Here is a 26,472-nt window from a genome sequence, read left to right as displayed (position 1 = left end):
GGCACCGCCCCGCGGATACACCGGGTGGTACGCGAAATCGGCTTCCAGGCGTGGCGGCAGCCCTAGCGCGCCAGCAACTGCGGCAGCGCCGAGGCCAGCAGCGTCAGCCCGGAGCAGGTCAGCAGCCCCAGCACCACGCGCCGGAACGTGACTTCCGAGATGCCGAGGTACAGGCGCGTGCCCAGCAGCGTGGGAATCAGCATGGCCGGCGCCACCACCGCGAACATGGGCGCCATGTCGCGCGTGACGATGCCGGTGGCCAGATAGGTGGCCATGGTCACGGCCAGCATCGACAGGTTGAAGTTCTGAATCACGGCGCGCTGCGTGTCCTTGTTGAAGCCGCGCAAAGTGCACCACAGTGTCGGCACGCTGCCGGCAAAGCCGCCGATGCCGCCCAGCACGCCGCCCACCAAACCGACCGCGCCATCGCCCCAGCGGTTGCCGCCGATGCGCGGCAGCCGCTGCGCCATCAGCATCACCGGGCACCACAACGCCAGCAGCGCGCCCAGCACCGCCTTGAACCAGTCCATGTCCAGGTGCGGCAGGACCCGCACGCCCAGCGGAATACCCGCCAGCCCGCCCAGCAGGAAGGGCCACAGCAGCGCCCAGTCGAAACCGCGCCGCACCGAGAACAGCGCCAGCAACTGGCCGGTGAGCGCGCCGAACACGGCCAGCGCCGCCGCCAGGCGCGGGTCCAGCACCCAGGCCCAGAACGACATGGACACCATGCCGAAGGCAAAGCCCGACAGGCCCTGCACGAACCCCGCCACGGCCGCGCCGATGGCCACTATCCACACCGCATCCATTGCCTCGCGTCTCCTTGTTGCCGCGTCCGGTGGCGGGGCCTGCGGCCCGCCCGGATCTCGTGACGGCAGATTCTAGGCGCGCGTCGCCAAGGCCCTATTTGAAGTGCTGATGAGGCGATAGGTTTTCGGTGATGGCGCCACGCTTTAAAGGAAGATCGTGCCGCGCAGGTAGAGCGCGGCCTGGCCGCTGATGATGACGCGGCCGTTGTCGCGCAGTTCGCAGCGCAGTTGGCCCTTGCGCGCCCCACCCTGCTCGGCGGTGAGCCGCGTCTTGCCCAGCCGCTCGCCCCAGTACGGCGCCAGCGAGGTGTGCGCCGACCCCGTGACCGGGTCTTCGTTGACGCCGACGCGCGGGCCGAACCAGCGCGACACGAAATCGTAGCGGGTGGACGGCGCCGTCACCGCCACCCCGCGCACATCGAACGCCGCCAACGCGGCGAAATCGGGCGCCAGGCCATCGATCAGGCCTTCGTCGTCGATCACCACCAGATAGTCGTCGGTGCGGTACAGCGCGCGCGCCGCCGGCAGGCCGAGGGCGCGCAGCAGACCGTCGGGGATGGCCGCGGCCACCGGGCGCCTGGCGGGAAAGTCCATCGCCAGCCCGTCGCCGGCGCGCCGCACCTGCAGCTCGCCGCTGCGGGTGGCAAAGCGCAGCACCTCGTCCCGCGCGCCCAGTTGTTCGAACAGCACCCAGGCGGTCGCCAGCGTCGCGTGGCCGCACAGGTCGACCTCGACCGTGGGCGTGAACCAGCGCAGATCGTGGACAGCGCCGCGGCGCACGACGTAAGCGGTCTCGGACAGGTTGTTCTCCGCGGCGATGCGTTGCAGCGTGGCGTCCGGCAGCCATGACGCCAGCGGCACCACGGCGGCGGGGTTGCCGCCGAAGGGCGTGGCGGAGAAGGCGTCTACCTGGTAGAGATCGAGTTGCGGCATGGGGAATCCTGGAAAAACGGGGCCAGTGGCGGAACGGCGCCGCCATGCCGCATTTTGCTACGAAACACCGGCCGCTTCCCGCAGCAGCGCCTCCAACCGCTCCAGGTCGGCCTCCTGCCGCGCGCTGTAGCCGATCACCACGCCCGCCGGCCAGGACACGCGCCGGCAGAATTCCGCGACCGGCTGCAAACCCACGCCCAGCGCGCGCGCCCGCGCCAGCAAGGCCGCCACGTCGATGCCGGGCGGCGGCCACCACTCCAGGTGAAAACCAGCATGTTCGCCGCTGACCCGCAGCGGCGCCGCGCCGACCGCGTGATCCACTGCGGCAGCTTCAACAAGACCCTGTTCAACGCCTTGCGCATCGGTTACGCGGTGCTGCGCCGGCCGCTGGTGGCCGGCTTTGCCCGCGCGCGCTGCCTGACGGGCCGCTCCACCAGCCTCGTCGAGCAGATGACGCTGGCGGCGTTCCTGGAGGATGGCGGTTTCGCGCGTCACGTGCGGCGGGCGCGGTCGGTCTATGCGCAACGGCGCGACCGGGCGCTGCCAATCGGGGCGTTCTACGAAGATGTGCTGTGGCGGGCGGTGGCCTGAGCCACGCCCCGCGCCTACCCCCCGGGTTTGTCCCAATGCCACGGCGGTCGATCCGGGGGACGCTGGAACGTCGTCCCAGTACGCCCAACTTCCCTTCAAAGGTGGATGCATCATGACCACTGGCACCGTAACCCTGCATCGCGTCCTGCGCGCCACGCCCGAGACCGTGTACCGCGCCTTCCTCGAACCCGGCGCCGTGGCGCGTTGGTTGCCGCCCTACGGCTACACCTGCGAAGTCTTCGAACTGGACGCCAAAGTCGGCGGCCGGCATCGCATGGCGTTCCGCAATTTCGGCACCGGCCACGCCCACGGCTTCGGCGGCGAATACCTGGAACTGGTGCCGGGCGAGAAGATCCGCTACAGCGACGAGTTCGACGATCCGAACCTGCCGGGCCGGATGCAGACCACCATCACGCTGCGCCCGGTGTCCTGCGGCACGGAGATGACGGTGGTGCAGGAGAACATCCCGGCGGTGATTGCGCCGGAGATGTGCTACCTGGGCTGGCAGGAATCGCTGGCCCAGCTGCTGCGGCTGGTCGAGCCGCAGATTCCCGACTGAAGCGGCGGCCGCTCAAGCGTCGCCGTGGCCCGGCGCGGCGGGCAGCGCCCCCTCCTGCGCCAGTTCGGCCGCCAGCTCTTGCAGTTCCAGGCAATGGGTGCGGTCGTGGTCCAGCAGTTCGCGCACGATCTGCTCCAGCGTCATGCGGTGCAGGCCGTCGCGCAGGCCGCAACGCGCCAGGGTGGCCGCGTCCAGCGGCCGCAACGCCGCGCACAGGCGCTCGCGGCCACGGCGGAAGGCGGCCAGGGCCAGGTCCGGATCCTGCTCCTGGTAGGCGCGCTCGGCCGCCAGGACGGTGCCGTCGACCGAGGCGATGATGGGCAACGCCGAACGGCGGATGGCCTCGATGCGCTGCGCGAACACGCTGTCCAGGTCGCGCAGGTGGCAGACGTGCTCGGTCGCCGAAAAGCCGGTGCCGGCGAGCCGCCAGCGGCGCCGGGGCGGGGCGATGGCCGCCATGCACGCGGCCAGGGCATCGGGCATGCGCGCCAGCCCGGCCACGACCGCGGCGAACGGCAACACCACCGGCCGCGGGCTGAACACCGCGCCGTAGCTGAAAACCGCGCCGCCGATCCGTCCGCGCGCCTGCACCACCTGGTGGCCCTGGCGCCGCATGCGCTCGGCCACCAGCGCGCCGCAGAACTGGCGCGCGGTGGTGTCCTGCGCCACCTCGGGAAATCTTTCCGCGATGTCGTCGGCAATGGCGGCGACGGCGGCCACGCCGACCCGCGACAGCGCGGCGTATTCGGGGTAGCGCGCGGGATCGTCGATAAGCGCCTCGAGCTGCTGGCCCAGGGGAGTGGCGCGGAACCGGTCGAAACGGGAGTGCATGGGATCGTCGCTTTTACAACAGCTCAAAGCGATATGTTATTACCTGAGCCGCCGTCAGGCCCGCCCTGCCGCTGAACGGTCATGTGCCGGCGTCTGCCCATCAACCCGAGGGCCGGCCTGTCGATGGCGGCCGCCGTCATTCGTCGTAGGGCAAGGAGGAGCGGCCGCGCGCCGCCCTCCCCTGAGCCACCAGACTTTCATCAACACCATTTCGGAGACACATCATGGCGACCCCCGCAAAACAGGCCATTCCCGACGGCATGCACACCCTGAGCGCGCACATCGTGTGCGAAGGCGCCTCGGAAGCCCTCGCGTTCTATCGCAAGGCGTTCGATGCCCAGGAGCTGACGCGCCTGCCGCGTCCAGACGGCAAGATCATGCACGCGGCCATCCGCATCGGCGATTCCGTGCTGATGCTGATGGACGACTTTCCCGAATGGGGCAGCCTCGGCCCCAAGGCGCTCAAGGGCACGCCGGTGACGCTGCATCTGTACGTCAAGGACGTGGACGCCGCGATGCAGCAGGCGCAGGCGGCCGGCGCCCGGATCACCCTGCCGGCGGCCGACATGTTCTGGGGCGACCGCTATGGCCAGGTGGTCGATCCGTTCGGACATCGCTGGTCGATCGCCACCCACAAGGAAGACCTGACGCCCGAGGAAATCCAGCGGAACATGGCCAATCTGGGCCCGATGGACGGCTGCGGCGACCCGGCGCGCAAGCCGGGCTGAAGCCGGCCTCGGCGGCGCGGCGCCACGCGCGCCGCGCCGGCTGCCGGCAGCCTGGCCGGTGCCGGCGCGCTCAGGCCGGATACGGCCCGAGGAAGTCCAGCTTGCCGATCGGCACGCCGGCGTGTCGCAGGATGTCGTAGGCGGTGGTGACGTGAAAATAGAAGTTCGGCAGCGCGAACGTCAGCAGGTAGGCGTCGCCCTGGAACTGCGGCTTGAACTCGCCGAAGCTGAGCGTGACCTTGCGGCCCTCGGCGCCGTCGAGCTTGTCGGCCGGCACCGAGCGCAGGTAGGCGATGGTGTCGGCCACGCGCTTTTGCAACTGCTCGAACGTCGTTTCGTCGTCGGGAAACTTGGGCGCTTCGACCTGCGCCAGGCGCTGCGCGGCGAACTTGGCGGCGTCGCTGGCGCGTTGTACCTGGCCCGACAGCGGATACATGTCGGGCGCCAGGCGGGCATTGACCAGCGCGGCGGGATCGCTGCCGGTGGCGGCCGCGTGGGCCGCGCCTTTTTCCAGCAGCGCGGCCAGCACGGTCAGGCCGCGGATGAAGACAGGCACCGAGGCCTGGTACATGGACAGGGACATGATGAGGTTCCGAAAAAACGTGGCCGGCCGGCGCCCGACATGGCGCCGGATTGCCGGACGTGCCGCGATGTTAGCGCCGCCTCCGCCCGCGTGGCGGGCGCCGGCAGCGACATATGCATATGCGTTTTTCGAACAATAGCGCCGTTGCCGCCACAATGCGAGGCCCGGCTAGAGCACCCGCCGCTGGCCTTGGAAGAAGCGCCAGACCAGCGCCGAGGCGTCCGGGCCGTTGCGCGCGTGGTAGCGCACCGAGGCGTCGCCGCCGCTCCAGCCATGTTCGACCCGGGTGATCTCGCACAGGCGCAGCACCACCTTGCAGTTGCGCAGCAGGTCGACACGGCGGTAGGCCTTCTCGGTGCCCAGGCCCAGCACCCGCTCGACCACCGGCTCATCGGCGGCCAGGCCATTGACGGCGCGGAACTGTTCGAACAATTGCCGGGCGTTGCGCGGCGCCACCGCCGGATCCATCTGCCCATGCAGGATCATGGCCGGCATGCCCAGGCGGAACACCGCCGGATCGGCCACCTCCCGCAGCAGCGGCGTCAGCGCCTTGAGCGAGCCGCGCCGCATGGTGTGCAGGCCGGCCGTGGCGGTGTGGGCGTCGCCCACCACCGGCCCCGAATGCATGGCCAGCGCCGCGATCAGGGAGGGATGGCGCAGCGCCACCAGCGCCGCCATGCCGGCGCCGGCCGACAGGCCGGCGATGTAGACCCGCTGCGGATCCAGCCCGTGGCGCGCCACCTCGGCGCTGATCAGCGCGGCAATCAGGTCGGCCTCGGCGCCGCCGTGCCGCGCGTCGGGCTGGAACCAGCGCCAGCAGCGCTGCACCTGGCGCGTCATGGACTGCTGCGGATAGAGCACCATGAAACCGCCGGCGTCGGCCCACTGATTCATGCGCGATCCGTGCGCGAAGGCCTGCGCGGTCTGGCGGCAGCCGTGCAGCATCACCACCAGCGGCATGCCCTGGCGCGGCACGGCCGGGGGAATATAGCGGGCAAAGGACAGGCGCTGGCCATGGGCGTCGGAGAATTGCCGCGCGGCTTCCCAGCAGCCGCCCCCCAGGCCGGGCGCGGCGGCGCTGGCGCCGGCGCGCCGCGCGGCCGCCGCCGGCCGGCGCGCGCGCTGGGGCGCCGCCATGCGCAGCGCCGCGCGCTGAAGCTTGCCCAGCTTCTTCGCGGCGTTGAAAAACAGACGGGTGAAATTGCGCGCCATGGGTCGGGCCTCTGAACGCTGTGCGCTCCGGTACCGGGAGCGCTCCGGATCAGAACCGGCCGGTGGAAAGGGTGGCGCTGCTGGTCAGCAAGTCCAGACAGGATATCAGGGCGACCGCGATCGTGAGGATGGCAAGCACTTTGACGACCTTGCTGGTCCCTGGCCGCGTCAGCGTCGCGGTCATGCGCGTGACGATGTATGCCCCAACCATCAGGCCGATTGCCGGAATCATAGAAGCGCCTCCCCAGGAGAGTGTGTGCGGGCCCGCCGGATGCGTTGCCCTTCGATAACGCGTCGCGCCGCCTCTGCGGGCGGCTGTGGAGCGAGTGAAATGTATCACACAGTAACTTGCTGCCCTGGGTTTTGGCGCTGGCGTCGACACGGGTGTTTGCCGCAGATCAAGCCGACGCGCCCCGGGCATGGCGGCGCCTTGAGGGCGCGCCGCAAAACCCTTATGGTGTAACCCCTGATTTCAAATTTCCTCCCGGCGCCGCCCCCATGTTCCCCAACGACCGCCGCCAGACTCTCGGCGAAGAAATCGCCAACACCATCAGCCATGGCCTGGGCGCGGCCGGCGCGCTGGCCGCCGCCCCCGTCCTGATCGTGGCCGCCACGCGCCAGGGCGACGCGGCCTTCATCGCCGGCGCGGCGGTGTTCGCCGCCAGCATGTGCCTGCTGTACCTGGCCTCGACCCTCTATCACGCGCTGCCCGATAACCGCGCCAAGCGCCTGTTCAACCTGCTCGACCATTCGGCCATCTACCTGCTGATCGCCGGCACCTATACGCCGTTTGCGCTGGGCGCGCTGCGCGGGCCGTGGGGCTGGACGCTGTTCGGGCTGGTGTGGGGGCTGGCGCTGCTGGGCGTGGGCCTGAAGGCCAGCCGGCGGCTGAACCGGCCCGCGCTTTCCACCGGGCTCTACCTGGCCATGGGCTGGCTGGTCATCATCGCCGTCAAGCCGCTGCTGGAACGGGTGCCCACCGGCGGCCTCTGGTGGCTGGTGGCGGGCGGGCTGGCCTACACCGGCGGCGTGGTCTTCTTCGTGTGCGACAACCGCTGGCGCTATAGCCACTTCGTCTGGCATCTGTTCGTGCTGGCGGGCACGGTCTGCCATTTCTTCGCGGTGCTCTGGTACGCGGCCTAGTTGCCGCGCCGCCCGGTGCCAGGCACGCGCACTAGTCCGCCGCCGCTTGCAGGTAGCCGGTGGGCGGGCGTCCCAGCACGCGCCGGAACATGGTCGAGAACGCCGCCGGGCTCTGGTAGCCGAAATCCAGCGCGATCGCCGTGACCGGCGTGCCGGCGGCCAGCCGCGCCAGGGCCAGCACCACGCAGGCGCGCTGGCGCCAGGTCGAGAACGCCATGCCGGTCTGCTGGCGGAAGTGGCGGCTGAAGGTGCGCGGGCTCATGTGCAGGCGCGCGGCCCAGGCCTCCGGTGACTGGCGTGCGTCGGGCGCGGCGATGAAGGCGCGGCACAACGGCGCCAGGCGCTTGTCGCGCGGCAGCGGAATGTGCAGCGGCAGCACCGGGGCGCGCGTCACCTCGTGCAGCAGCAGCGCCGCCAGCGCACCGTCGCGGCCGGCGCTGTCGTAGCGCGCCGGCATGTCCACCGCCGCCAACAGCAACTGGCGCAACAGCGGCGAGACCTCGACCACCTCGCAGGCGCCGCTGGCGGGCCGCGCGGCGCCCGGCTCGATGTAGGCGCTGCGGGTGCTGACCTCGTGCATCCGCACCTGGTGCGCCAGGCCCGCCGGAATCCAGACGGCGCGCTGCGGCGGCACCACCCAGTTGCCGTCGCGCGTGGCCACGTGCATGACCCCGGTGGCGCCATACAGCAGTTGGGCGCGGCGGTGCGTGTGCACGGGCAGCAGGTGGCCGGGCGGATAGTCGTTGCCGATGGCGACCAGCGCGCGGTCCAGGCGGTCGTGCAGGTCGATGTGGGTGTTGCGCATGAGGGGATTGGCCGGAATGCGAACATTATTGTCCAATCCTCGAAAGCCAGCCAGCGCGCGGCGTCCTATCGTGGCGTTTTCCCCGCAAGGACGTTTCAAATGCTGTATGTGACCCTGGCGTTGTTCGGCGCCCTGAGCGGCGTGACCACGGTGCTGTTCGGTTTTGGCGGCGGTTTCGTGGTGGTGCCGGTGCTGTACGGCGTGCTGACCGCGACCCACGGCGCGCAGGACGCCATCGGCCAGGCGGCGATGCATATCGCGGTGGCGACCTCGACCTGCGTGATGATCGTCAATTCGGTGGCCGCCACCCGCCGGCACCAGCGCGCCGGCAACATCGCGCGCGCCTACGTCTGGCCGCTGGCCGCCTTCATCGGCGCGGGCGCGCTGCTGGGCGCCTGGGCCGCCACCCGCGCCAGCGGCGACCTGGTGCGCCATGCCTTCATCGCCTACCTGGCCGTGACCATTGTCGATTGCCTGCTGCGCCAGGGCTTCATGGCGCGCCGGCAGGCCCAGGCGGCGCGGCCGCTGGGCCCGGCCGTGACCGTGGGCGGCGGCGTGGCGATCGGCGCGATCGCCACCTTCCTGGGCGTGGGCGGCAGTGTGATGACGGTGCCGCTGCTGCGCCGCCGCGGCCTGCCCATGGCCAAGGCCGCGGCCATGGCCAACCCGCTGACGCTGCCGGTGGCCAGCGCCGGCACGCTGGCCTACCTGGCGGCGGCGCGCGCGCTGCCGGCGCCGCTGGCGCCGTGGATCATCGGCTACGTCGACCTGCTGGCGTTCGCCGCGCTGGCGCTGGGGTCGCTGGCGGGGATCCGCCTGGCGGCGCCGCTGATACCGCGCATCCCCGACCGGCTGCACGCGCGCGTCTATGTCGCGCTGCTGGCGCTGGTGCTGTTGAGCATGCTGCTGGCGTAACGCCGCGCGGGCGGCGCCCGCGGCCGCCGCGTCACTGCGCCACGAACGCCGCCACCCGCGCCACCAGGGCCGGATCGCGCAATGCGCGGGTGTGCCCCATCTTCTCGGTGGTCACCAGGTCGGCGCCCGGCCAGGCCTGCGCCAACAGCGCCGCGTCCTCGTAAGGGCTTTCGCGGTCGCCGCGATCGTGGACGATCAGCAGCGGCGTGGCCATGGCCGGCGCCAGCCGCGCCGGCTCCATCTCGGCGAAGGTGATGCCGAGCCAATCCTGCGCGCGCTTGAGCACCAGCGGCATGACCTTGGGCGGCAGGTTCATCATGCGCCGCGAATATTCCCACACGCTGTCGTAGCGGCTGACCGGCCCCAGGAACACCGCGCGCTCGACGGCAAAGCCGCGCGACAGGGCGAAGGTCACGGCGGCCGCGCCCAGCGAATGCGCGATCACGCCGTGGAAAGCGCCATGGGTTTGCGCGGCGTGGGCCACGCAGGGTTCGAAGTGGCGCACCGACGCCTGCTTGCCGCTGGAACGGCCGTGCGCCGGCATGTCGATGGCCACCACCTGGAAGCCGCGCTGGCGCAGCGGCTCGACATAGGCCGTCATCTGCGCGGCGTCGCCGCCCCAGCCGTGCACCAGCAGCACGCGCGGGCCGCTGTCGCCCCAGACGTAGTGATAGACGGTCTGGCCGTCGATCTGGTGCGGTTCGGCGCGCGCCTGGGACAGAATGGCGCGTCCGGGCTCCGAGGGTTTGAGGCGCGCCGGCGTGAACAGCAGCCTCTGCGCCACCTTGGCGGTGGCGCCCGGCGCCACGGTGCCGGCAACGCCGAACATGGCGCCGATGGCGCTGGCGATGAAGGGTTTCTTGCGCGGCTTGCGCGTGGCGGCGGTGTCGGTGGCGGCCACGGTGGAGCGCTTGTTTTCAGTCGTCATGCGTCGTTTTATCCTGGTAGCAGAGACAAGCGAACGGCGGACCCGACAATCGATACAGAGAATACCCCGATTACCAGCGCGGCGGTGCGTTGCAATCGTTCCGGGTTGATGAAGCCGATGCGCCGTCCGGCGAGCAAGGCGCCGAACTTGATCCAGATGAAGGCGATCGGCACCAGCAGGCCGATGAACTGCGCCATCGCCGCCAGGTAGCCGGGCAGGTTTTCGAACGCGTACGCCGGGAACAGGGTCGAGGCAAACACCAGGCCCTTGGGGTTGAGCAAGGTGGCGATGAACAAGGCGTAGGGGCCGATGGGCTCCTGGCGGGTGGTCGCGTCAGCGCCGGCCGCGCACCAGATCTTGACCGCGACGTAGGCCAGATAGACGCTGCTGGCCACGCGCACCACAATGCCGATCCACGGATACACGGCCTGCGCCGACACCAGGAACAGCCCCCAGGCCGTAATGCCGACCAGGTAGCCGGCCAGCTCGAACCCCACCAGCGGCGCGGACCGGCGCAAGCCGCGCGCCAGCCCCGCCGCCGCCAGCAAGGTGTTGGTGGGGCCCGGCGTCAGCAGGATGGCGGCGGTGCCGAGCAGGAAGACCCCATCGATGCCGTTCATGGCGGGGCTCCGTCAGCCGGTCACGCGGTCGATGTTGTGCTGGAACATGCCCAGCAACCCCTCTTCCAGCCCCAGCGTATGCTGCGGATTGGCGCCGCAATGCAGGCCGGCCTGCACCCCTTCGACGATGCCGAAGTCCTCGCGGTGGAACACCGCGTCGATGTTGCCGAAGCGCTGGGCCAGCGTCGCCTGTCCTTCCTCGCCGGCGTAATCGGCCTCGCGGTACAGCATGTCGTGCGTCCAGATGGTCTTGTCGGGCGCGATCGGATAGAAGGAATTGAGCGACACGATGTTGGCGTGGTTGATCAGGAACGTATTGGGGAAAAGCGTGTAGAACACCGAGGCGTAGTCCAGGATGCGCCAGGATTGCGGGTCGGCGGCGGCCGCCTCCATCAGGTTGGTCTTGGCCGCGGCGATGCGGATGTGCAGGCCATGCTCGAAGTGCGCGATCACCCCTTTCTCGAACACCGGGCCGATGGTGTTCTTGTGCAGGATCGGCACGTGGTAGCGCTCCAGGTAGGTCTTGAGCAGCAGCTTCCAGTTGGCGTTCAGGGTGCTGACCTTGCGGCTGTGCAGGGTCAGGTCATCGAGCTTGAAGCCGGCGATCTCGTCGCTCATGTCGGCGCCCAGGCTGGCGTCCAGGTCGATGGCGGCGCCCGGCGTGGGATGCAGCCAGACCAGCCCCATACGCTCGGTCACGGCCAATTCCACCAGCTTGTGCTTGGCGCAGTCCAGGTCGGGGAAGTTGTAGGGCTTGGTCACGCCCTTGAGTTCCCCGTCCAGCCCATAGACCCAGCCATGGAAAGGACAGGTGAAGAACTTCAGTTCCTTTTCGTTGCCCGACACCAGGCGCGCGCCGCGATGGCGGCACACGTTCAGGAAGGCGCGCAGTTCGCCGCCCTTGTCGCGCACCACCACGAACGGCAGGCGATCCCACGGACTGAGCAGGTACGAGCCCGGCTCGCGCACCTGGGTGGACGCGCCCACCACCAGCGGATAGTCGCGAAAGGCCGTTTCCAGTTCGCGCTCCAGCACACCGTTGTCCATATAGACGCTGGCCGGCACTTGCACCACCCGACCCAGCATGTCCTCGTCGCGATCCACTTCGCGCAGCTTGAACATTTTCCGCAGGGTTTCTACTTGCGTCGCGTGTTTCATCTGTGATCCCGAGTCCTGTCAAAAGCGTGTTATCGGAAAAAGCGCCCCGGCCCGCCGGCGCCGGGGCGGGCCGGTCAGGCCGTGGCGGCCACCGGCACCTCGCGCAGATAGCTTGCGACCCGCTGGCCGACGGCGCCCAGGCCGAGGATCTCGAAGTGGCCCGCGCCCTCGACGATCTCCAGCGTGGCGCCGGGCCAGGCGTCATACAGTTCCTGCGCGTGCGCCGGCGGCACGAAGTCGTCCTTGGCGCCGTGGATCACCAGCCCGGGCAGATCCAGCGCGCCGACGATGTGCCGCGGCGCATAGTCGGTCCACAGCGTGGCGCCGTGGCGGCGCTCCAGTTCGTGGCACAGCCGGGTCTCGATATCGGCGTCGAGCTGATTGAGCTGGACGAACTTCTCCACCAGAAAGCGCGTGGTGGACGGCGTCGAGATCGACACGAAGGCGTCGGCGCGGAACCCGTCCCGGTGCAGGGCGGACAGCGCCCACAGCCCGCCCAGCGAATGGCTCACCACCGCGTGGATCGCGCCCAGCCGGGCGCAGACCTTGCGGATGAAGTCGCGCACCTGCACCGGGTCGGTGCCGCTGCCCGCGGCCTCGCCATGCGCCGGCATGTCGAATAGCGCCACCTCGTAGCCCAGATCCAGCAACTGTTCGGCAATCGGCACCATGCTGCCCAGGTGGCTGTGGATGCCATGCGCCAGCACCACCGTCGGCCCGGCGCCGCGCCGGTAGTACTTGTAGACGCCGCCGTTGGCCTTCACCGAAAACGACTGGCAGCGGCGCAGGAACGCGCGGGTGAATTCGTCATACGGCACCCGCGTGATGGCGCAGTACTTGTCGAGAATGGCGGCAAAGGCCGGGTCGGGGTTCGGGGTCGGCTCGGCCATGCTCAGTTCCCCGCCATCGCCGCCAGGCATTGGCGCGCCCGCTCCGGCAGCACATACTCGCCGTCACGCTCGATCCGCTCGTACAGGCGTTCGACCCGCTCGTAGTGCGCGTCCAGGTTCTGGTCGAGCAGATGGTGTTTGGTTTTGTTGTAGACCCCGAACTGCAGGTCGGTCAGCAGCTCGAACGGGTTGATGTGGCCGTAGGGCGTGCCGAAGATCATCTTCAGGAATTCGTCGATGTCGTGGTAGCCCAGCGCGGTCAGCAGGAACTCGATGCCGGCGCGCTTGCGCTTGGTCTGGTAGGCGCGTTCCTTGGGGTCGACGATGAAGTCCAGGCCGCTGGTCATGCCGGCCGGGTATTCCACCTTGGAGAAGCAGCGGAAGTCGATGGTGACGCGGTCTTCGGTGGCCTGCGGCAGGGTGCTGTCGGCATGCGCGCGGTAGTTGTCGAAGAACAGCGCCTGGCCCACCTTGGAATCGCAGAACCAGCCGGACGAGGGCTTGTCGGCGTATTTCTTTTCCCAGTACTTGGCCATCAGGAAGTCGCGCACCGTGGGCAGGTCGATCTCGGACAGCAGCCCTTCGGTGTACAGATACAGGGCCTTGTCAATGGCGGCCTTTTCCTCCGGCGCCAGATCCATGTCCAGCATCTTCATGTAGACGAAGTTCAGGTTGGGCGCCTCGACCTCGGCGTCCTCGAAGATGACGAACGGCTGGCGCGTGATCGGCGTGGGCGTCAGGGCGGTGTGGAAACTCTTGTACAGCTTGGGAAAGCCCAGCCCCTTCTTGACCAGGGAGGGGATCTGCAGCGCGATGCCGCTGGCCGAATGGGTGCCGTAGGGTTTCTTGCCCGCCGGCACCACGAAGGCGTTGACCACGGTGGTGGCCGCCTGCGGGAAGTGCTCCATGACCTTGTCCTGGTTGTCGTCATAGAAGCGCTTGGCCGAGGGGATGAACAGGGCGCTGTTCTCGAACATGGTCGACAGCGGGAAATAGGTGCCCACCGAGGTGTCCGAAAAACTGCCCGCGACCTTGGCCTGCAACCGCAGCTCGCGCCGCAGCTTGCTGGCCAGGTCGGCGTCCACGTTCATCTGGATGACCTGGGTGGGCTGGTGCTCGGGGTAGAAGCAGCAGGTGTTCAAGACGCGGTTCGGCGGCAGGCGCGAGGCCACGGCGGCCGGATCGACCGTGTAGCGGTCCAGCACGCGCACCAGGTGACGGGCATGCACGCCGGCGGCCTCGTTCAGGAAGGTACCGGTCTTCTGCCAGATGCCGGTGCCCTGGGCGTCTTGCGGGGTGGCGGTTTGCGGTTGCTCTTGCAATTCGAGGGTAGTCATTCAAATCCTCCACGGGCGTGGAAATCGCTATGAGGACGCCGCCCGGCGGGCGGCGCCTGGCTGGCGCCACCCCGGCGACGGATCGAACTTGCTCAAGCCGGCTGGGTTACCGGCGACAACTCCTGCGCTTGGCCGGCGGCGGGCGCCGCGGCCAGGATCCGGTCCACGTAGGGCTGGACATGCCTGGCATCGACCGGCGGGCAGGGATAGACCTCGCCGCCGAACACCTGCCGGCCCACCGGGAAGCAGTCGAACATCTGCTCCAGGTCGCTCTGCACGCCCAGGCCGTCCAGCACCGCCGCGATGCGCGCGATGGCGCTCTTGGGGTTGGCCTGCGCATACGCCAGGGCGTCCTGCTTCCACTGCTCGAACGGCACGCTGCCGACCTGCGCGCCCGCGCCGCGGATGTGCTGCACCAGGCTATTGAAGCCGGGCGCCTGCGGGTTGGCGAAGTCGTAGTCCTGGCCGATGCGCGCCTGGTCGCGGGTCATGACCTGGGCAATGACCCCCGCCAGGTAGTCCACCGGCAGCACGCCGCCGATGTCCGACCCCAGCAGCGGGAAACTGCCCATGGCGATGCAGCCCGAGATCAGGTTGTGCAGGAAGTCGCCGCGATCCAGCCGGAAGTGGCCGCTGGTGGAACTGGCGCCGACGAACGGCAGGCGGTAGATCGAGGCCTTGGCCCCGCGCCAGCGCGCCGCCGCCACCATCTGTTCGGCCATGTACTTGGAGCTGAGGTAGCCGTACTCGCGTTCGTCCTTGGACACCTCGTAGCCCAGGTAGCGCGGCAGCGTGGCGGCGGTCGAGACGAAATGCACCGCCTTGCCGCGCCCGCGCGAGGCCAGCCGCAGCACCTCGTGCGTGCCGACCACGTTGGGCGCCAGGTAGTTGTCCAGCGGCAGCATCCAGTCGACCAGCGCGCCCGAGTGGCAGATGGCGTCCACCTGATTCGCCAACTGATCGAACTCGTGCTCGGACAGGCCGAACAGCGGCTGGGTCAGGTCGCCGACCACCGGATTGAGCAGGGCCGCGTACTCCGGCTTCCACAGATCGTATTTCCGCAGGATCTCCACCTGCCGCGCCATGGCCTTCTCGGCGTCGTCGGCCCGCACCAGGCAGTAGGCGATGACGTCGGCGCGCAGCAGTTCGTGCAGCAGGAAGGCGCCGACAAACCCAGTGGAGCCGGTGACGAACACCGCTTCGGGCTCCGCCTCCATCGTCAGCACATTGTCGAACTGCAGTTCCGGCTCCAGGTAGCCGCGCCGCGCCACGCGGTCGTCCAGGCGCCGGCCGCCGGCCGCCTCCTTCGCCGCCGCGCCGGCCTCGGCCGGGGCTTGCTGGCTGTCCAGCCCCGCCTCGGTCAGCTTCTCCAGCAGGAACTGGCTCAGCGCCCGCAGGTTGGGATGGTCGAAGGCGATCTTGGCGGGCAGCGCCAGGCCGGTCATGTCAGAGAGCTGGTTGCGCAGCAGCACGGCGGTGAGCGAGTCGATGCCGATGTCCTGCAGCGGCAGGCTGACGTCCACGTCCTGCGGCGAGGCGAACTCCAGCGCCTTGGCCACCTCGGCGCGCACCGCTTCCAGCACCGCGGCCTCGCGCTGCTCGACCGCGGTCTGCACCAGCAGCTTGCGCAGGCCGGCGCCGCCGCCCCCGCCGCCGCCCGCGCCGCGCGCCCCCGCCGTCCGGCTGAACAGCTCGCGGTACAGCGCGGGCGCGTTGCCGCCGTTGTTGTCTTCCAGCGTGCGTTGCAGGCGGCCCAGGTCGAGCGCGGCGGCCACGGCCATGGGCGCATCGCTCATGACGGCGGCCTCGAACAGATCGAGCGCCTCGGTCGGCCCGAGCGCCTCCATGCCCTGGCGGCTGAAGCGCGTCTTGTCGGCGTCGCTCAGGCGCGCGGCCATGCCCTGCCCGTCCCACGCGCCCCAGGCCACCGAGGTCGCCGCCAGGCCCTTGGCGCGGCGGTGGTGCGCCAGCGCGTCCAGGAAGGTGTTGGCGGCGGCGTAGTTGCCCTGACCCGGCGCGCCGGTCACGCCGGAGATCGACGAGAACAGCACGAAGAAGTCCAGCGCCAGGTCCTGCGTCAGGCGGTGCAGGTGCCAGGCGCCGTCGACCTTGGGCGCGAACACGGCGTCAAAGCGCTCCGGCGTCTGGCCGGCGAGCATGCCGTCGTCCAGCACCCCGGCCGCGTGCACCACGCCGCGCAAGGGCCGGTCTTCGCCGAACTCGGCCATGACCCGTTGCAAGCCATCGTAGTCGGCCGCGTCGCACGCCACCACCGTGGCGCGGGCGCCCAGCTCAGCCAGTTCGGCGACAAAGGCCTCGGCATCCGGCGAGCGCATGCCGCTGCGCGAGGTCAGCACCAGATCGCGCACCTGGTGGTTCTGCACCAGCCACTTGGACACGTAGCGGCCCAGGCCACCCAGGCCGCCGGTGACCAGCACCGCGCCGTCCGGATCGACCATGCCGCGGCGCTGCGTCGGCACCAGCACCACCTTGCCCACGTGGCGGGCCTGCGCGATGAAGCGCAGCGCGTCCGAAGCGTTGTCCAGCGGGAAGGTGCGCAGCGGCAGCGGCTTGAGCTTGCCTTCGGCGAACAGCGCGGCGATCGCGGTCAGCATCTCCTGGATGCGTTCGACGCCGGCCTCGGGCAGGTTGTAGACGCGGTAGGTCACGCCCGGATGGTTGGCCTCGACCCAGGCCGGGTCGCGCAGGTCGATCTTGCCCATCTCCAGGAAGCGTCCGCCCGGCTTGAGCATGGCGAAGCTGGCGTCGATGAACTCGCGCGCCAGCGAGTTGAGCACGATGTCGAACGCACGGCCCGGCGCCGTCTCGGCGAAAGTCTGGACGAAGTCCAGGCTGCGCGAGGTGCCGATGTGGTCATCGGCCAGGCCCAGCTTGCGCAGCGCCGGCCACTTCGGCTCGCTGGCGGTACCGTAGACCTCGGCGCCATGCAGCAGCGCGAGCTGCACCGCCGCCATGCCCACGCCGCCGGCCGCGGCATGCACCAGCACGCGCTCGCCGGGCTGCATGTTGCCCAGCACGTGCAGGCCGTACCACGCCGTCAGGAAGGTCATGGGAATGGTGGCGGCCTCCTCGAAGCTGAGGTTGTCCGGCTTGGCCACCACCTGGCGCGCGTCCACCACGATGGAGGAACCGAAGGCGCCGCGCGCCAGCCCCAGCACCGGGTCGCCGGGCTTGAGGTGCTTGACGGCGCTGCCGACTTCGGTGACCACGCCGGCGAACTCCAGGCCGAGCGCGGGGATTTCCACCATGCCCAGGGCGTTCAGCACGTCCAGGAAGTTGACCCCGGTGGCCTTGACCGCGGCGCGGATCTCGCCCGCCGCCAGCGGCTCGTCCACCAGCGTTTTGACCGACAGCGGCTGGTCCAGGCGGCCCTTGGTGGCGATCTCCAGGCGCCAGTTGCCCTCGGCCGGCAGCGCCAGGCCGGCGTTGGCGGGCGCCTTCTTCAGGCGCGGCGCCAGCAGCTTGCCGCCGCGCAGCGCGCACTCGGGCTCATCCGCCAGCGCCAGCGCGGACGCCAGCATGTCCAGATCGGCCGCGCTCTCGCCCAGGTCGACGATGCGCAGGGCCAGTTCGGGATGCTCGTTGCGCGCCGTGCGCAGCAGGCCCCACAGCGGGCTGGCGCCCAGGTCGGAGACCGGATCGTCGCTGCTGGTGCCGACGGCGCCGCGGGTCAGCCAGATGACCGGCTTGGCGAAGCCGGCCAGCGCCAGTTCCTGCACCTGCAGCAGCGCGCTGGCGGCCTGGCGGTGCGACGGCTCGACCACCTGGGCGTCGCCGGCCCATAGCGGGATCACGCCGTCGCAGGCCTCGGCTTCGCTCAACTGGGCGATGTCGACCACCTGCGCCCCGGCCTGCGCGAGGCGCGAGCGCACCGCGTCAGCCCACGGCGTGGCGCCGCCACCGAGCAGGCCCCAGGTGCCGCCGAACACGGCCTCGGGCGCCTCGACCGGCAGCCATTCGGTGCGGAACAGGAAGCGGTCGATACCGGCCTGCGCCAGGCGCCGCAACGCCGCGCGATCGATGCGGCGCGCATGCAGGCGCTGCAACCTGCCGACATGCTCGCCACCCGTGTCGTACAGATCCAGCGAGGCCCAGAATTCCCCCTCGCCCATCTCGAATTCCGCCACCCTGACCCAGACCTCGGCCAGGCCGTCCTTCCAGACCGACAGACGTTCGGCCTCGAACGGCACGAACACATCGTCGCCCACCTGCGCCTTCAGGCGCTGGGTCAGCAGCAGCGAGTGCATCGACGCGTCCAGCAGCGCCGGATGCAGGCCGTAGCGGATCGCCGAGGAGGCGGCCGCCTCGGGCAAGGCCACCCGCGCCCAGACGTCGCCGTCCACGTGCCAGGCGGCATTGATGCCCTGGAACGTGGGGCCGTAGCCGTAGCCCAGCTCATGCAGGTCCTGGTAGAGCGCGGCCACGTCGATCGGATCGCCATCCGGCGGCGGCAGTTCCACCGAATCCTGGCGCGCGGCCTGCGCCGGCACCAGCTTGCCTTCGGCGTGCAGTTGCCATTCTCCGTCCTCGTCCGATTCCGGCGCGCTGTAGACGTGCACCGTGCGGGCGCCGCCCGATTCCGCGCCCACGGTGATCTGCATGCGCAGCGACACCCCGGGCGCCAGCACCATCGGCGCCAGGATGATCACGTCGGCCAGGTCCCACTGGCCCTTGACCTGCCGCCCCGCGGCGCGCATGGCCTCGAAGAACGCCGTGCCCGGCATCAGCACCGCATCCATCACCTGGTGTTCCTGCACCCAGGCCGGCTCGTCGGCCGCCACCACCGTCGTGAACATCGTCATGTCGGTGCCGGCGATCTGCACGCCGCCGCCCAGCAACTGGTGGTTGGCGTCGTTCAGGCCGGCGCCGACCGTGCGCGTGGGCATGGGTTCGAGCCAATAGCGTTCGCGCTGGAAAGCGTAGGTGGGCAGCTTGACCCGTTCGCCGCCATAGGGGGCGAAAAAGCCGCGCCAGTCCACCGGCGCGCCCAGCACGTGCAACTCGGCCAGGCCCTTCTGCAGGGTCTGGGTCTCGTCCTTGGCCGGGTTGAGCGAGGCCACCCAGGTCACCGGGCCGTCGTCGGCCAGGCAGGCCGCGCCCATGCCCGACAGCACCGGCTGCGGGCCCAGTTCCAGGAAGGTATTGATGCCCTGCTGGTAGAGCGTGCGCATGCCGGCGTTAAAGCGCACGGCCTGGCGCGCCTGCTGCACCCAGTACTCCGGCTGGGTCATCTCGCCGCGCTTGGCCAGTTCGCCGGTCAGGCTGCTGACCAGCGCCAGCTTCGGCGCGGCGTAGTTGAGCGACTGCGCCACCTGGCGGAAGGCGCCCAGCATCGGCTCCAGCAGATGCGAATGGAACGCGTGCGAGACCTCCAGCCGCTTGGCCTTGCGCTGTTGCTGCTTGAAGTGCGCCACCACCCGCTCGATGCTGGCCAGGTCGCCGGACACCACCGTCTGCTGCGGCGCGTTCAGGCCCGCCAGCGACACCTGCGCGGTCAGGCCGAGCGAGGCCAGGGCCGCTTCGGCCTCGGCCGCGCTGGCTTCCAGCGAGGCCATGCCGCCACCGGCCGGCAAGGCCTGCATCAGGCGGCCGCGCGCGGCCACCAGGCGGCAGGCGTCGTCCAGGTCGAACACGCCGGCGGCGTGGGCGGCGGCGATTTCGCCGATGCTGTGGCCCAGCAGCAGCTCGGGCTGCACGCCCCAGCTTTCCCACACGCGCCACAGCGCCACTTCCAGCGCGAACAGGGCCGGCTGAGTGAAGTCGGTGCGATTGAGCAAGGCGGCCGCATCGCTGCCGGCCTCGGCGAACATCACCTCCAGCAGCGGCTTTTCCAGCGTGGTGAAGCGCTGCGCGATGTCCTCCAGCGCCTGGCGGAAGACCGGGTGGGACTGGTACAGGCCGTGGCCCATGCGCGGCAACTGGCTGCCCTGGCCGGTGAACAGCAGGGCCAGCCGGCATTCGCGCTCGCGCTCATCGACCATGCTGACCGCGCCCGCCGGCACCTCGCCGGTGCGGCTGTACGAGGCCAGCGCGTCGAGCAGGTCGGACTTGCCCTTGGCGAACACCACCAGGCGCTTGCGGAAGTGCGTGCGGGTGGTGGCCAGCGAATAGGCCACGTCCAGGAAGCGGTCCTGGATGTTCATGCCCATGTGCAAGTGCAGCTTGTCAGCCTGCGCCCGCAGCGCCGGCACCGTGAAGGCCGACAGCACGAACGGCAGCGACTCCGGCGGCGCCACCGGTTTGACGGCGCGGGCCGGCGCGGCCGGCTTGGGCGGTTCTTCCACGATGACGTGGGCATTGGTGCCGCCGATGCCGAACGAGCTGACGCCAGCCCGGCGCGGGCGCTCGCCCGGCGGCCACGGCTGCTCCTGCTGCACCAGCGCCATCTGCGCGCCCGCCCAATCCACTGCCGGGGTCGGCTCGACCACGTGCAGCGTGATGGGCAGCTTGTCGTGGTGCATGGCCAGCACCGCTTTCATGACGCCGGCCAGGCCGGCCGCCGCCTGGGTGTGGCCCAGGTTGGACTTGACCGAGCCGACCCACAGCGGCCGCTCGGGCGGGTGGCTGCCGCCGAACACCGCCGCCAGCCCGTTGCCCTCGATCGGGTCGCCGAGCTTGGTGCCGGTGCCGTGCGCTTCCAGGTAATCGATGTCGGACGGTTGCAATCCGGACATGGCCAGCGCCTGGCGGATCACGCGCTGCTGCGCCGGGCCGCTGGGGGTGGTGAGGCTGGCGCTGTGGCCGGCATGGTTGACGGCGGTGCCGCGCAGCACCGCCAACACCGGGTCGCCGTCGCGCTGCGCGTCCGACAGACGCTTGAGCACCACCACCGCCGCGCCCTCGCTCCAGCCGGTGCCGTCGGTGCTGGACGAGAACGACTTGCAGCGACCGTCCGGCGACATGCCGCGCAGGCGGCTGAATTCCACGTGCAGGTCGGGCGACAGCATCAGCGTCACGCCGGCCGCCACCGCCAGGTCGCACTCGCCCTGGCGCAGCGCATTGCAGGCCAGGTGCGTGGTCACCAGCGACGACGAGCAGGCGGTGTCCACCGTCATGCTCGGCCCTTCCAGGCCCAGCACGTACGAGACCCGGCCCGACATGGTGCTGCCGGCCGAGCCGGTGCCGACGTAGCCGTCCAGGTCGGCCAGGCCGCCGGCCAGCGCCAGACCGTACTCGTGGTAGCCCTTGCCGATGCCGACGAACACGCCGGTCTGACTGCCGCGCAACTGGTCCATCGAATAGCCGGCCTGTTCGATCGCCTCGGTGGTGACCTCCAGCATCATGCGCTGCGCCGGGTCGAGCGCGCGCGCCTCGCGCGGCGAGATGCCGAAGAACGGCGCGTCGAACAGGTCGATCGGCGTCACGAAGCCGCCGCGCATGCAGTACGACTTGCCGCGCGCGTCGGGATCGGCGTCATAGATGGCCGCGGCATCCCAGCGTTCGCGCGGCACTTCGACGATGCCGTCGCCGCCCCGCTCCAGCAGGTTCCACAGGTCTTCGGGGCTGTTGACGTTGCCCGGCAGGCGGCACGCCATCGCCACGATGGCGATGGGCTCGTCGGCCAGCGCGTTGCGGCGCTTGGGCGTGTTGAGCGCGGCCTTCTTGTGGCCGGCCAGATGCGCGGCCAGATCCTTGATGGTGAAGTGCTCGTACAGCGTCGAGGTCGACACGTTGCGGCCCAGCAGCTTTTGCAGCTCGGCCTGCACCCGCACCACCCGCAGCGAGTTGCCGCCGATCTTGAAGAAGCTGTCGTGGATGCCGATGCGGTCGTGCCCCAGCACCTCGGCCCAGACCGCCTGCAACTGCTGCTCCAGCTCGTTGGTGGGCTGCACCGCGGGCTCCAGCATGACTTCGGTGGGCTCGGGCAGCGCCTTGCGGTCGATCTTGCCATTGGGCGTCAGCGGGAACTCGTCCAGCTCGACGAAGAAGTCCGGGATCATGTAGCCCGGCAGGCGCGCTTGCAGCCACGGCCGCAGCAGGCGCTGCAATGCGGGGCGCGGCGGGGCGCCGGCGGCCGGCTGGTTGGCGAACCGCGCCAGCGCTTCGCGCTCGACGGCCTGCGGCGCCTGCCAGGCCAGCTCGGGCGGCTCGCCCGCCGGCCAGAACACCGCGTCGAAGGCCCAGATGTCGCGCGAGCGGCTGGGCAGCATCGCCATGCGATACCCCGCCGCCTCGGCCGCCTGCGCCAGGTCGCGCGGATCGACCCATTGGCCGGGCTCGGCCGTGGCCTTGGCCGGCAACACATGGCCCACGCGCTGGTGCACGTCGGCCAGCCGGCCATTGGGGATGTTGGCAATGGCCAGCGGCTTGCCGCCCTGGCCCAGGCTGCGCGCCAGCGCCGCCAGGTCGAGCCCGTCGCCGTGCCAGTCGAGCGTGGCCAGGGCCCGCGGCCGGGCGCGGCCGGCGGCCGGCGCGCCGATGTGCAGGATGACGTCGAAACGGAAGCGCGACATCTCGTTGACGTAGGCGCCATCGCGCAGCAGCACCTCGACGCGCGAGATCTGCGGATACACCGACGGCAGGTTGGCGAAGAACTCGGGCGCCAGCACCAGCTCGCGCTCGGCGCGCAGGCCGTGCTGCGTGCGCCGGCGCAGTTCCTCGGCCGATAGGCTGCACAGGCCCTGGAAGTTGGCCACGTCGGCGTGGAACGCCTCCAGCAGCGCCAGGTCGCGCACGTCACCGATGAAGATGCGGCCGTCGGTCACGGCCTGCGTGGCCCAGTCCAGCACCGACAGCAGATAGCCGGCGCTGGGGAAGTACTGCGCCACCGAGTTGATGACCACGGTGTCGAAGCTGCCCGGCGCCACTGGCGGCAGGTCGTTGGCCAGGCGGTGTTCGCACGAGACCTGCGGCAGCCCGCCCAGGTGGCGGTTGATCTGCTCGACCGCCTGGCTGGAAGCGTCGATGGCGCGGTACTGGCTGACCTTGGGCGCCACGCCGAACAGCACCAGGCCGGTGCCCGAGCCGATCTCGAAGACGCGCTCGGGGCCGGTGGACAGGATGCGGTCGACCGTGCGCTGCTGCCAGTCGCGCATTTCATCGGCGGCGAACGGCAGGCCGTCGTAGCTGTTGTGCCAGCCGGCGATATTGAAGGTCGGATCGGCCGCGCCGGGTTCGTAGGCACGGTCCCAGACGTCGCGCCATTCGGTCACGGCGGTGGTCTCGGCGCGGTGGTCCTGGGCGGCGCTGGCCGGCGCGCTGTTGCGCAGGCAGTAGGCGACCAGTTGGTCGTTGCGGCCCACCACCACGGCGCGGGCGACATCCTCGTGGCTGGCCACGGCGGCTTCGACCTCGCCCAGCTCGATGCGAAAGCCCCGCAACTTGATCTGGCCGTCATTGCGGCCCAGCACCACCAGCTTGCCGGGCTCCTTGAAGCAGGCCAGGTCGCCGGTGCGGTACAGGGCGCCGGGCGCGAACGGGTTGGGGCCGAACTGCGCGGCGGTCTGCGCCGGATCCTTGTGATAGCCGCGCGCCACCCCGGCGCCGCCAATGCACAGCTCGCCGGCAAAGCCGGCCGGCACCGGCGCCAGGTTGGCATCCAGCACGTACAACTGGGTGTTGGCGATGGGCTCGCCGATGACGATGTCCTCGCCCGGCCGCACCTGCCACACGCTCGACCAGACCGTGGTCTCGGTCGGGCCGTACATGTTCCACACCGACTCGGCGCGCGCCAGCAGCTCGTCGGCCAGCGCGCGCGGCAGGGCTTCGCCGCCGCACAACAGGCGCTTCAGGGACACGGCGCGCGGCCAGCCCGACTGCAGCAGCAACTGCCAGGTGGTGGGCGTGGCCTGCATCATGGTGACGGCGTGGCGGCGCATCAGGTCCAGCAAGGTCTGCCCGTCCAGGCTTTCCTGCTGGCGCGCGATCACCACGCTGGCGCCGCTGATCAGCGGCAGGAACAGCTCCAGCGCCGCGATGTCGAAGGAGATCGTGGTCACGGCCAGCAGGCTGTCGCCGGCCTCGCAGCCCGGCCTGGCGCGCATCGACAGCAGGAAGTTGCCGAGCGCGCCGTGGGTGACTTCCACCCCCTTGGGCTTGCCGGTGGAGCCGGAGGTGAAGATGACATATGCCAGGTCGTCGGCCTGCGCCACGCGCGGCGGATTGGCGTCATCGCCGCCGGCCTGGGCCAGGGCCGCGCCCAGGTCCAGGCAGCGTTCGGCCCAGGCGCTCAGGCTGGTGTCGCGCGCGGCCGGCGGCGCGATCAGCAGCGCGGGTTGGGCGGCTTCCAGCATCTGGCGGATGCGCTCGGCCGGGAACGCCATGTCGACCGGCACATAGGCCGCGCCGGTCTTGAGCACCGCCAGCAGCGCCACCACCATGTCGATGGAACGGTCCAGGCACACGCCCACCCGTTGGCCGCGGCCGATGCCCTTGGCGCGCAGCACGCCGGCCACGCGGTTGGCGGCGGCGTTCAGTTCGCCATACGACATGGCCTGGTCGGCGCAACGCAGCGCCACCCGGCCCTCGTGCTGGGCAGCGGCGTGCTCGAACAATTCGTGCACCACCGCGCCCAGCGTGGCAGCGTCGGCGGTGGCATTGAACTGTTCCAGCAGCGCTTGCCGTTCGCCGGCCGACAGGGCCTCGGCCTCGCCCAGCGCGCGGTCGGCGCCAGCCGGCAGGCGGCGGCACCAGTCGGCCACCTGCGCCGCCAGTTGGGCGGCGGTGCGGCGCGCAATCTTGCGCGGATTGAAATGCAATTCGAAGGTCTCGCTGCCGGCGAGCAGCACGAATTCCAGTGCCGGCCGATCCTCGTCCATCGCATAGGCGGCGGGCATCTGGCAGGACACCAGCACGTCCGGCGTCAGTTCGCCGCGCGCATGACGCGCGGCGAGCGCGGCGTCGCGGCCGATCAGGTCACGCCGGATCAGGCCGTGCTCGCGCGCCTGCGCCAGCGCCGCGGCGACCGCCGCCAGGTTGCGCGACAGCGGCGCCGCCGCCTCCAGGTGCATCAGCACCGGCGCCCAGGCGCAGAAGACATCGCGGCAATCCGGCGCCACCTCGGCGCGCGGCAGCGCCACCGCCACGTGCAGGTCGGCCACGCCCGAGGCACGGGCCAGGAAGGTGCACAGGCCGCCCACGGCCTGGTCGATGAAGGCCTGCTCGCGAGCGGCGCCCCGCGGCGCGGCGGGCAGCTTGCCCACGATCGGCGCCGTATTGGTTTCGGCCGTCGCCGGCCGCGCGTACGGCAGGCGGTAGGGTTGCCAGGCGGCCCACTGGCCGCGCCAGAAGGCGGTGGCCCCGGAGGCAGCGGTGCCAGCCGCCGTGACCTGGGCGCGGGCCTGCTCGCTGACCGAGGCCAGGCGCGCGCCGGCCCGCAGGCTGCCGGCGCTGACCAGGTCGGCGATGGCGACATCCTCGCCCTCCAGCGTGCACAGCGCTTCCAGGCGCAGCGCGCGGTTGCCGGTGGCGATGCTGGCGCCGAACGCGTCGGCCGCCACCACATCGCCCGGCGCCGCGCCCGCGGCGCGCGCCTCGATGCTGACCTTGCGCACCGCCAGCACGCGGCCGTCGATCAGCGCCTTGGGCCACACCAGCGGGCTGCTGAAGGGGCCGTGGTCGGTGGCGCGCACCATCGCCGCGATCTGCTCGGCGTCCTGGTGCCAATCGATCAGACCTTCGGCGGAGAATTGCGACTGGCGCGAGAAATAGCGGCGCCGCGACAGATCCTGCGGCGTCTCGCTTTCACGGCCGGCGGCCAGCTCGTCGACCAGCGCGCCGAAGCTCTGGATGGCGGTCTCGTCGCACTTCAGGCCCAGCGACAAGGCCGTATCGGTCGATTCGATCGGCACGGCGACACGCTTGAGGATGCCGCCGCCATCGATGACGCCGCCGATGCGGTGCCAGGTGATGGCGTAATCGGTGGCGCGGTCGTACACGGCCCAGGCCGGCACGTGCAGGCCCGAGTATTCCGGCAGCGGGCCATAGTGGTAGTTGATGCTCATGCGCCGCACGCGCTGGAGCAGCGCGTCGGGGATCACCGAGTAATTGCCGATACTGAAAAGCAGGTCGGCCGCCAAGCGCGATTCCGGCTTGACCGCGTCCTCCAGCGCGTACTGCGGGATGCCGGCCTTGGCGGCCCACGCGCGCACGGTCAAATCCGTGGAAATCACTGCCTGTATGCGATGTCCCTTCGCCATCAGCAGTTCGCCGCAACGAACCAGGACACTGCCGTCTCCAACCAAAAGCGATACGAAACCCGTCATGATCTGTTCTTCCTATGAAAGACATTCTGACCCTGGCGGCAGCATTTTTTTTCTAATGCGTTGCTTGCCGCCCGCATGCTCGCGTCGACGAATTCTTATACAGATGATTTGAAAATTCCAGACGCGTCACTGCCGTCGAACACGTACGTACACCCCACTTTTTGCGAGCAAAAACACGCATGACGACGCGCGGCTCGCACCCCGTCCGA

19 protein-coding genes are annotated in these 26,472 nt (G+C 70.3%); 5 read left to right on the top strand and 14 right to left on the bottom strand.

The window, feature by feature from the left end; genetic code table 11:
- Nucleotides 1-62: 62 nt before the first annotated feature.
- From ACN6O8_RS05290 to ACN6O8_RS05280, 3 genes are all read right to left on the bottom strand, one after another.
- Nucleotides 63-806, bottom strand: coding sequence for a sulfite exporter TauE/SafE family protein (locus ACN6O8_RS05290; protein WP_427990007.1), 744 nt, complete (start codon nucleotides 804-806; stop codon nucleotides 63-65).
- 144 nt (nucleotides 807-950) lie between these two features.
- The gene (locus ACN6O8_RS05285) at nucleotides 951-1,739 is read right to left on the bottom strand and encodes a PhzF family phenazine biosynthesis protein (RefSeq protein ID WP_427990006.1); all 789 of its coding nucleotides are present in this window, start codon (nucleotides 1,737-1,739) and stop codon (nucleotides 951-953) included.
- 57 nt (nucleotides 1,740-1,796) lie between these two features.
- Complete coding sequence (locus ACN6O8_RS05280; RefSeq protein WP_427990005.1) at nucleotides 1,797-2,060, bottom strand: hypothetical protein; 264 nt, start codon at nucleotides 2,058-2,060, stop codon at nucleotides 1,797-1,799.
- Here ACN6O8_RS05280 and ACN6O8_RS05275 point away from each other — a divergent pair.
- Both ACN6O8_RS05275 and ACN6O8_RS05270 read left to right on the top strand, forming a co-directional pair.
- Nucleotides 2,013-2,330, top strand: coding sequence for a hypothetical protein (locus ACN6O8_RS05275; protein ID WP_427990004.1), 318 nt, complete (start codon nucleotides 2,013-2,015; stop codon nucleotides 2,328-2,330). The genes ACN6O8_RS05280 and ACN6O8_RS05275 overlap by 48 nt on opposite strands.
- 112 nt (nucleotides 2,331-2,442) lie before the next feature.
- Nucleotides 2,443-2,889 carry an SRPBCC family protein gene (locus ACN6O8_RS05270; protein ID WP_427990003.1) on the top strand — a complete coding sequence of 149 codons (447 nt, stop codon included), beginning with the start codon at nucleotides 2,443-2,445 and terminating at the stop codon, nucleotides 2,887-2,889.
- 12 nt (nucleotides 2,890-2,901) lie between these two features.
- Here the strand turns inward: ACN6O8_RS05270 and ACN6O8_RS05265 are convergent, their stop codons facing one another.
- Entirely contained in the window at nucleotides 2,902-3,720 is an 819-nt protein-coding gene (locus ACN6O8_RS05265; protein ID WP_427990002.1) for a DinB family protein, read from the bottom strand.
- 224 nt (nucleotides 3,721-3,944) lie between these two features.
- On the opposite strand from ACN6O8_RS05265, the gene ACN6O8_RS05260 reads away from it, so the two are divergent.
- A complete protein-coding gene (locus ACN6O8_RS05260; protein ID WP_427990001.1) occupies nucleotides 3,945-4,448 on the top strand; it encodes a VOC family protein in 504 nt (167 codons plus the stop codon).
- Between the two features lie 70 nt (nucleotides 4,449-4,518).
- Here ACN6O8_RS05260 and ACN6O8_RS05255 read toward each other — a convergent pair whose 3' ends face one another.
- The 3 genes from ACN6O8_RS05255 to ACN6O8_RS05245 all read right to left on the bottom strand — a co-directional run bounded on the left by ACN6O8_RS05255 (nucleotide 4,519) and on the right by ACN6O8_RS05245 (nucleotide 6,475).
- Nucleotides 4,519-5,031 (bottom strand): DUF1993 domain-containing protein, encoded by a 513-nt coding sequence (locus ACN6O8_RS05255; RefSeq protein WP_427990000.1) that lies wholly within the window; start codon nucleotides 5,029-5,031, stop codon nucleotides 4,519-4,521.
- 168 nt (nucleotides 5,032-5,199) lie between these two features.
- The gene (locus ACN6O8_RS05250; RefSeq protein ID WP_427989999.1) at nucleotides 5,200-6,243 is read right to left on the bottom strand and encodes an extracellular catalytic domain type 1 short-chain-length polyhydroxyalkanoate depolymerase; all 1,044 of its coding nucleotides are present in this window, start codon (nucleotides 6,241-6,243) and stop codon (nucleotides 5,200-5,202) included.
- Between the two features lie 49 nt (nucleotides 6,244-6,292).
- The gene (locus ACN6O8_RS05245) at nucleotides 6,293-6,475 is read right to left on the bottom strand and encodes a hypothetical protein (RefSeq protein WP_427989998.1); all 183 of its coding nucleotides are present in this window, start codon (nucleotides 6,473-6,475) and stop codon (nucleotides 6,293-6,295) included.
- 266 nt (nucleotides 6,476-6,741) lie between these two features.
- Between ACN6O8_RS05245 and trhA the strand changes: the two genes are divergently transcribed.
- Nucleotides 6,742-7,386, top strand: a complete 645-nt coding sequence (gene trhA, locus ACN6O8_RS05240; RefSeq protein ID WP_427989997.1) for a PAQR family membrane homeostasis protein TrhA — start codon at nucleotides 6,742-6,744, stop codon at nucleotides 7,384-7,386.
- 31 nt (nucleotides 7,387-7,417) lie between these two features.
- On the opposite strand, the gene ACN6O8_RS05235 is transcribed toward trhA, so the two are convergent.
- Complete coding sequence (locus ACN6O8_RS05235) at nucleotides 7,418-8,191, bottom strand: AraC family transcriptional regulator (protein WP_427989996.1); 774 nt, start codon at nucleotides 8,189-8,191, stop codon at nucleotides 7,418-7,420.
- Nucleotides 8,192-8,290: 99 nt separating this feature from the next.
- Here ACN6O8_RS05235 and ACN6O8_RS05230 point away from each other — a divergent pair, with 99 nt between their 5' ends.
- Nucleotides 8,291-9,106, top strand: coding sequence for a sulfite exporter TauE/SafE family protein (locus tag ACN6O8_RS05230; RefSeq protein WP_427989995.1), 816 nt, complete (start codon nucleotides 8,291-8,293; stop codon nucleotides 9,104-9,106).
- 31 nt (nucleotides 9,107-9,137) lie between these two features.
- On the opposite strand, the gene ACN6O8_RS05225 is transcribed toward ACN6O8_RS05230, so the two are convergent.
- From ACN6O8_RS05225 to ACN6O8_RS05200, 6 genes are all read right to left on the bottom strand, one after another.
- Nucleotides 9,138-10,034, bottom strand: a complete 897-nt coding sequence (locus ACN6O8_RS05225) for an alpha/beta hydrolase (RefSeq protein ID WP_427989994.1) — start codon at nucleotides 10,032-10,034, stop codon at nucleotides 9,138-9,140.
- Nucleotides 10,035-10,042: 8 nt separating this feature from the next.
- The gene (locus ACN6O8_RS05220; protein WP_427989993.1) at nucleotides 10,043-10,654 is read right to left on the bottom strand and encodes a LysE family translocator; all 612 of its coding nucleotides are present in this window, start codon (nucleotides 10,652-10,654) and stop codon (nucleotides 10,043-10,045) included.
- 12 nt (nucleotides 10,655-10,666) lie between these two features.
- Nucleotides 10,667-11,812: an aromatic ring-hydroxylating oxygenase subunit alpha gene (locus ACN6O8_RS05215; protein WP_427989992.1), complete on the bottom strand. Its 1,146-nt coding sequence runs from the start codon at nucleotides 11,810-11,812 to the stop codon at nucleotides 10,667-10,669.
- A gap of 74 nt (nucleotides 11,813-11,886) precedes the next feature.
- Nucleotides 11,887-12,702: an alpha/beta fold hydrolase gene (locus ACN6O8_RS05210; protein ID WP_427989991.1), complete on the bottom strand. Its 816-nt coding sequence runs from the start codon at nucleotides 12,700-12,702 to the stop codon at nucleotides 11,887-11,889.
- Between the two features lie 2 nt (nucleotides 12,703-12,704).
- On the bottom strand, nucleotides 12,705-14,039 hold the full coding sequence (locus tag ACN6O8_RS05205; protein WP_427989990.1) for a hypothetical protein: 1,335 nt from the start codon (nucleotides 14,037-14,039) through the stop codon (nucleotides 12,705-12,707).
- 92 nt (nucleotides 14,040-14,131) lie between these two features.
- Nucleotides 14,132-26,170, bottom strand: coding sequence for an amino acid adenylation domain-containing protein (locus ACN6O8_RS05200; protein ID WP_427989989.1), 12,039 nt, complete (start codon nucleotides 26,168-26,170; stop codon nucleotides 14,132-14,134).
- Between the last annotated feature and the right edge of the window lie 302 nt (nucleotides 26,171-26,472).

The organism is Achromobacter sp. (assembly GCF_050285565.1).
Lineage (GTDB): Bacteria > Pseudomonadota > Gammaproteobacteria > Burkholderiales > Burkholderiaceae_B > Achromobacter.
The sequence above is the reverse complement of the archived record's forward strand: the minus strand, read 5'-3'. Positions and strand labels throughout refer to the sequence as shown.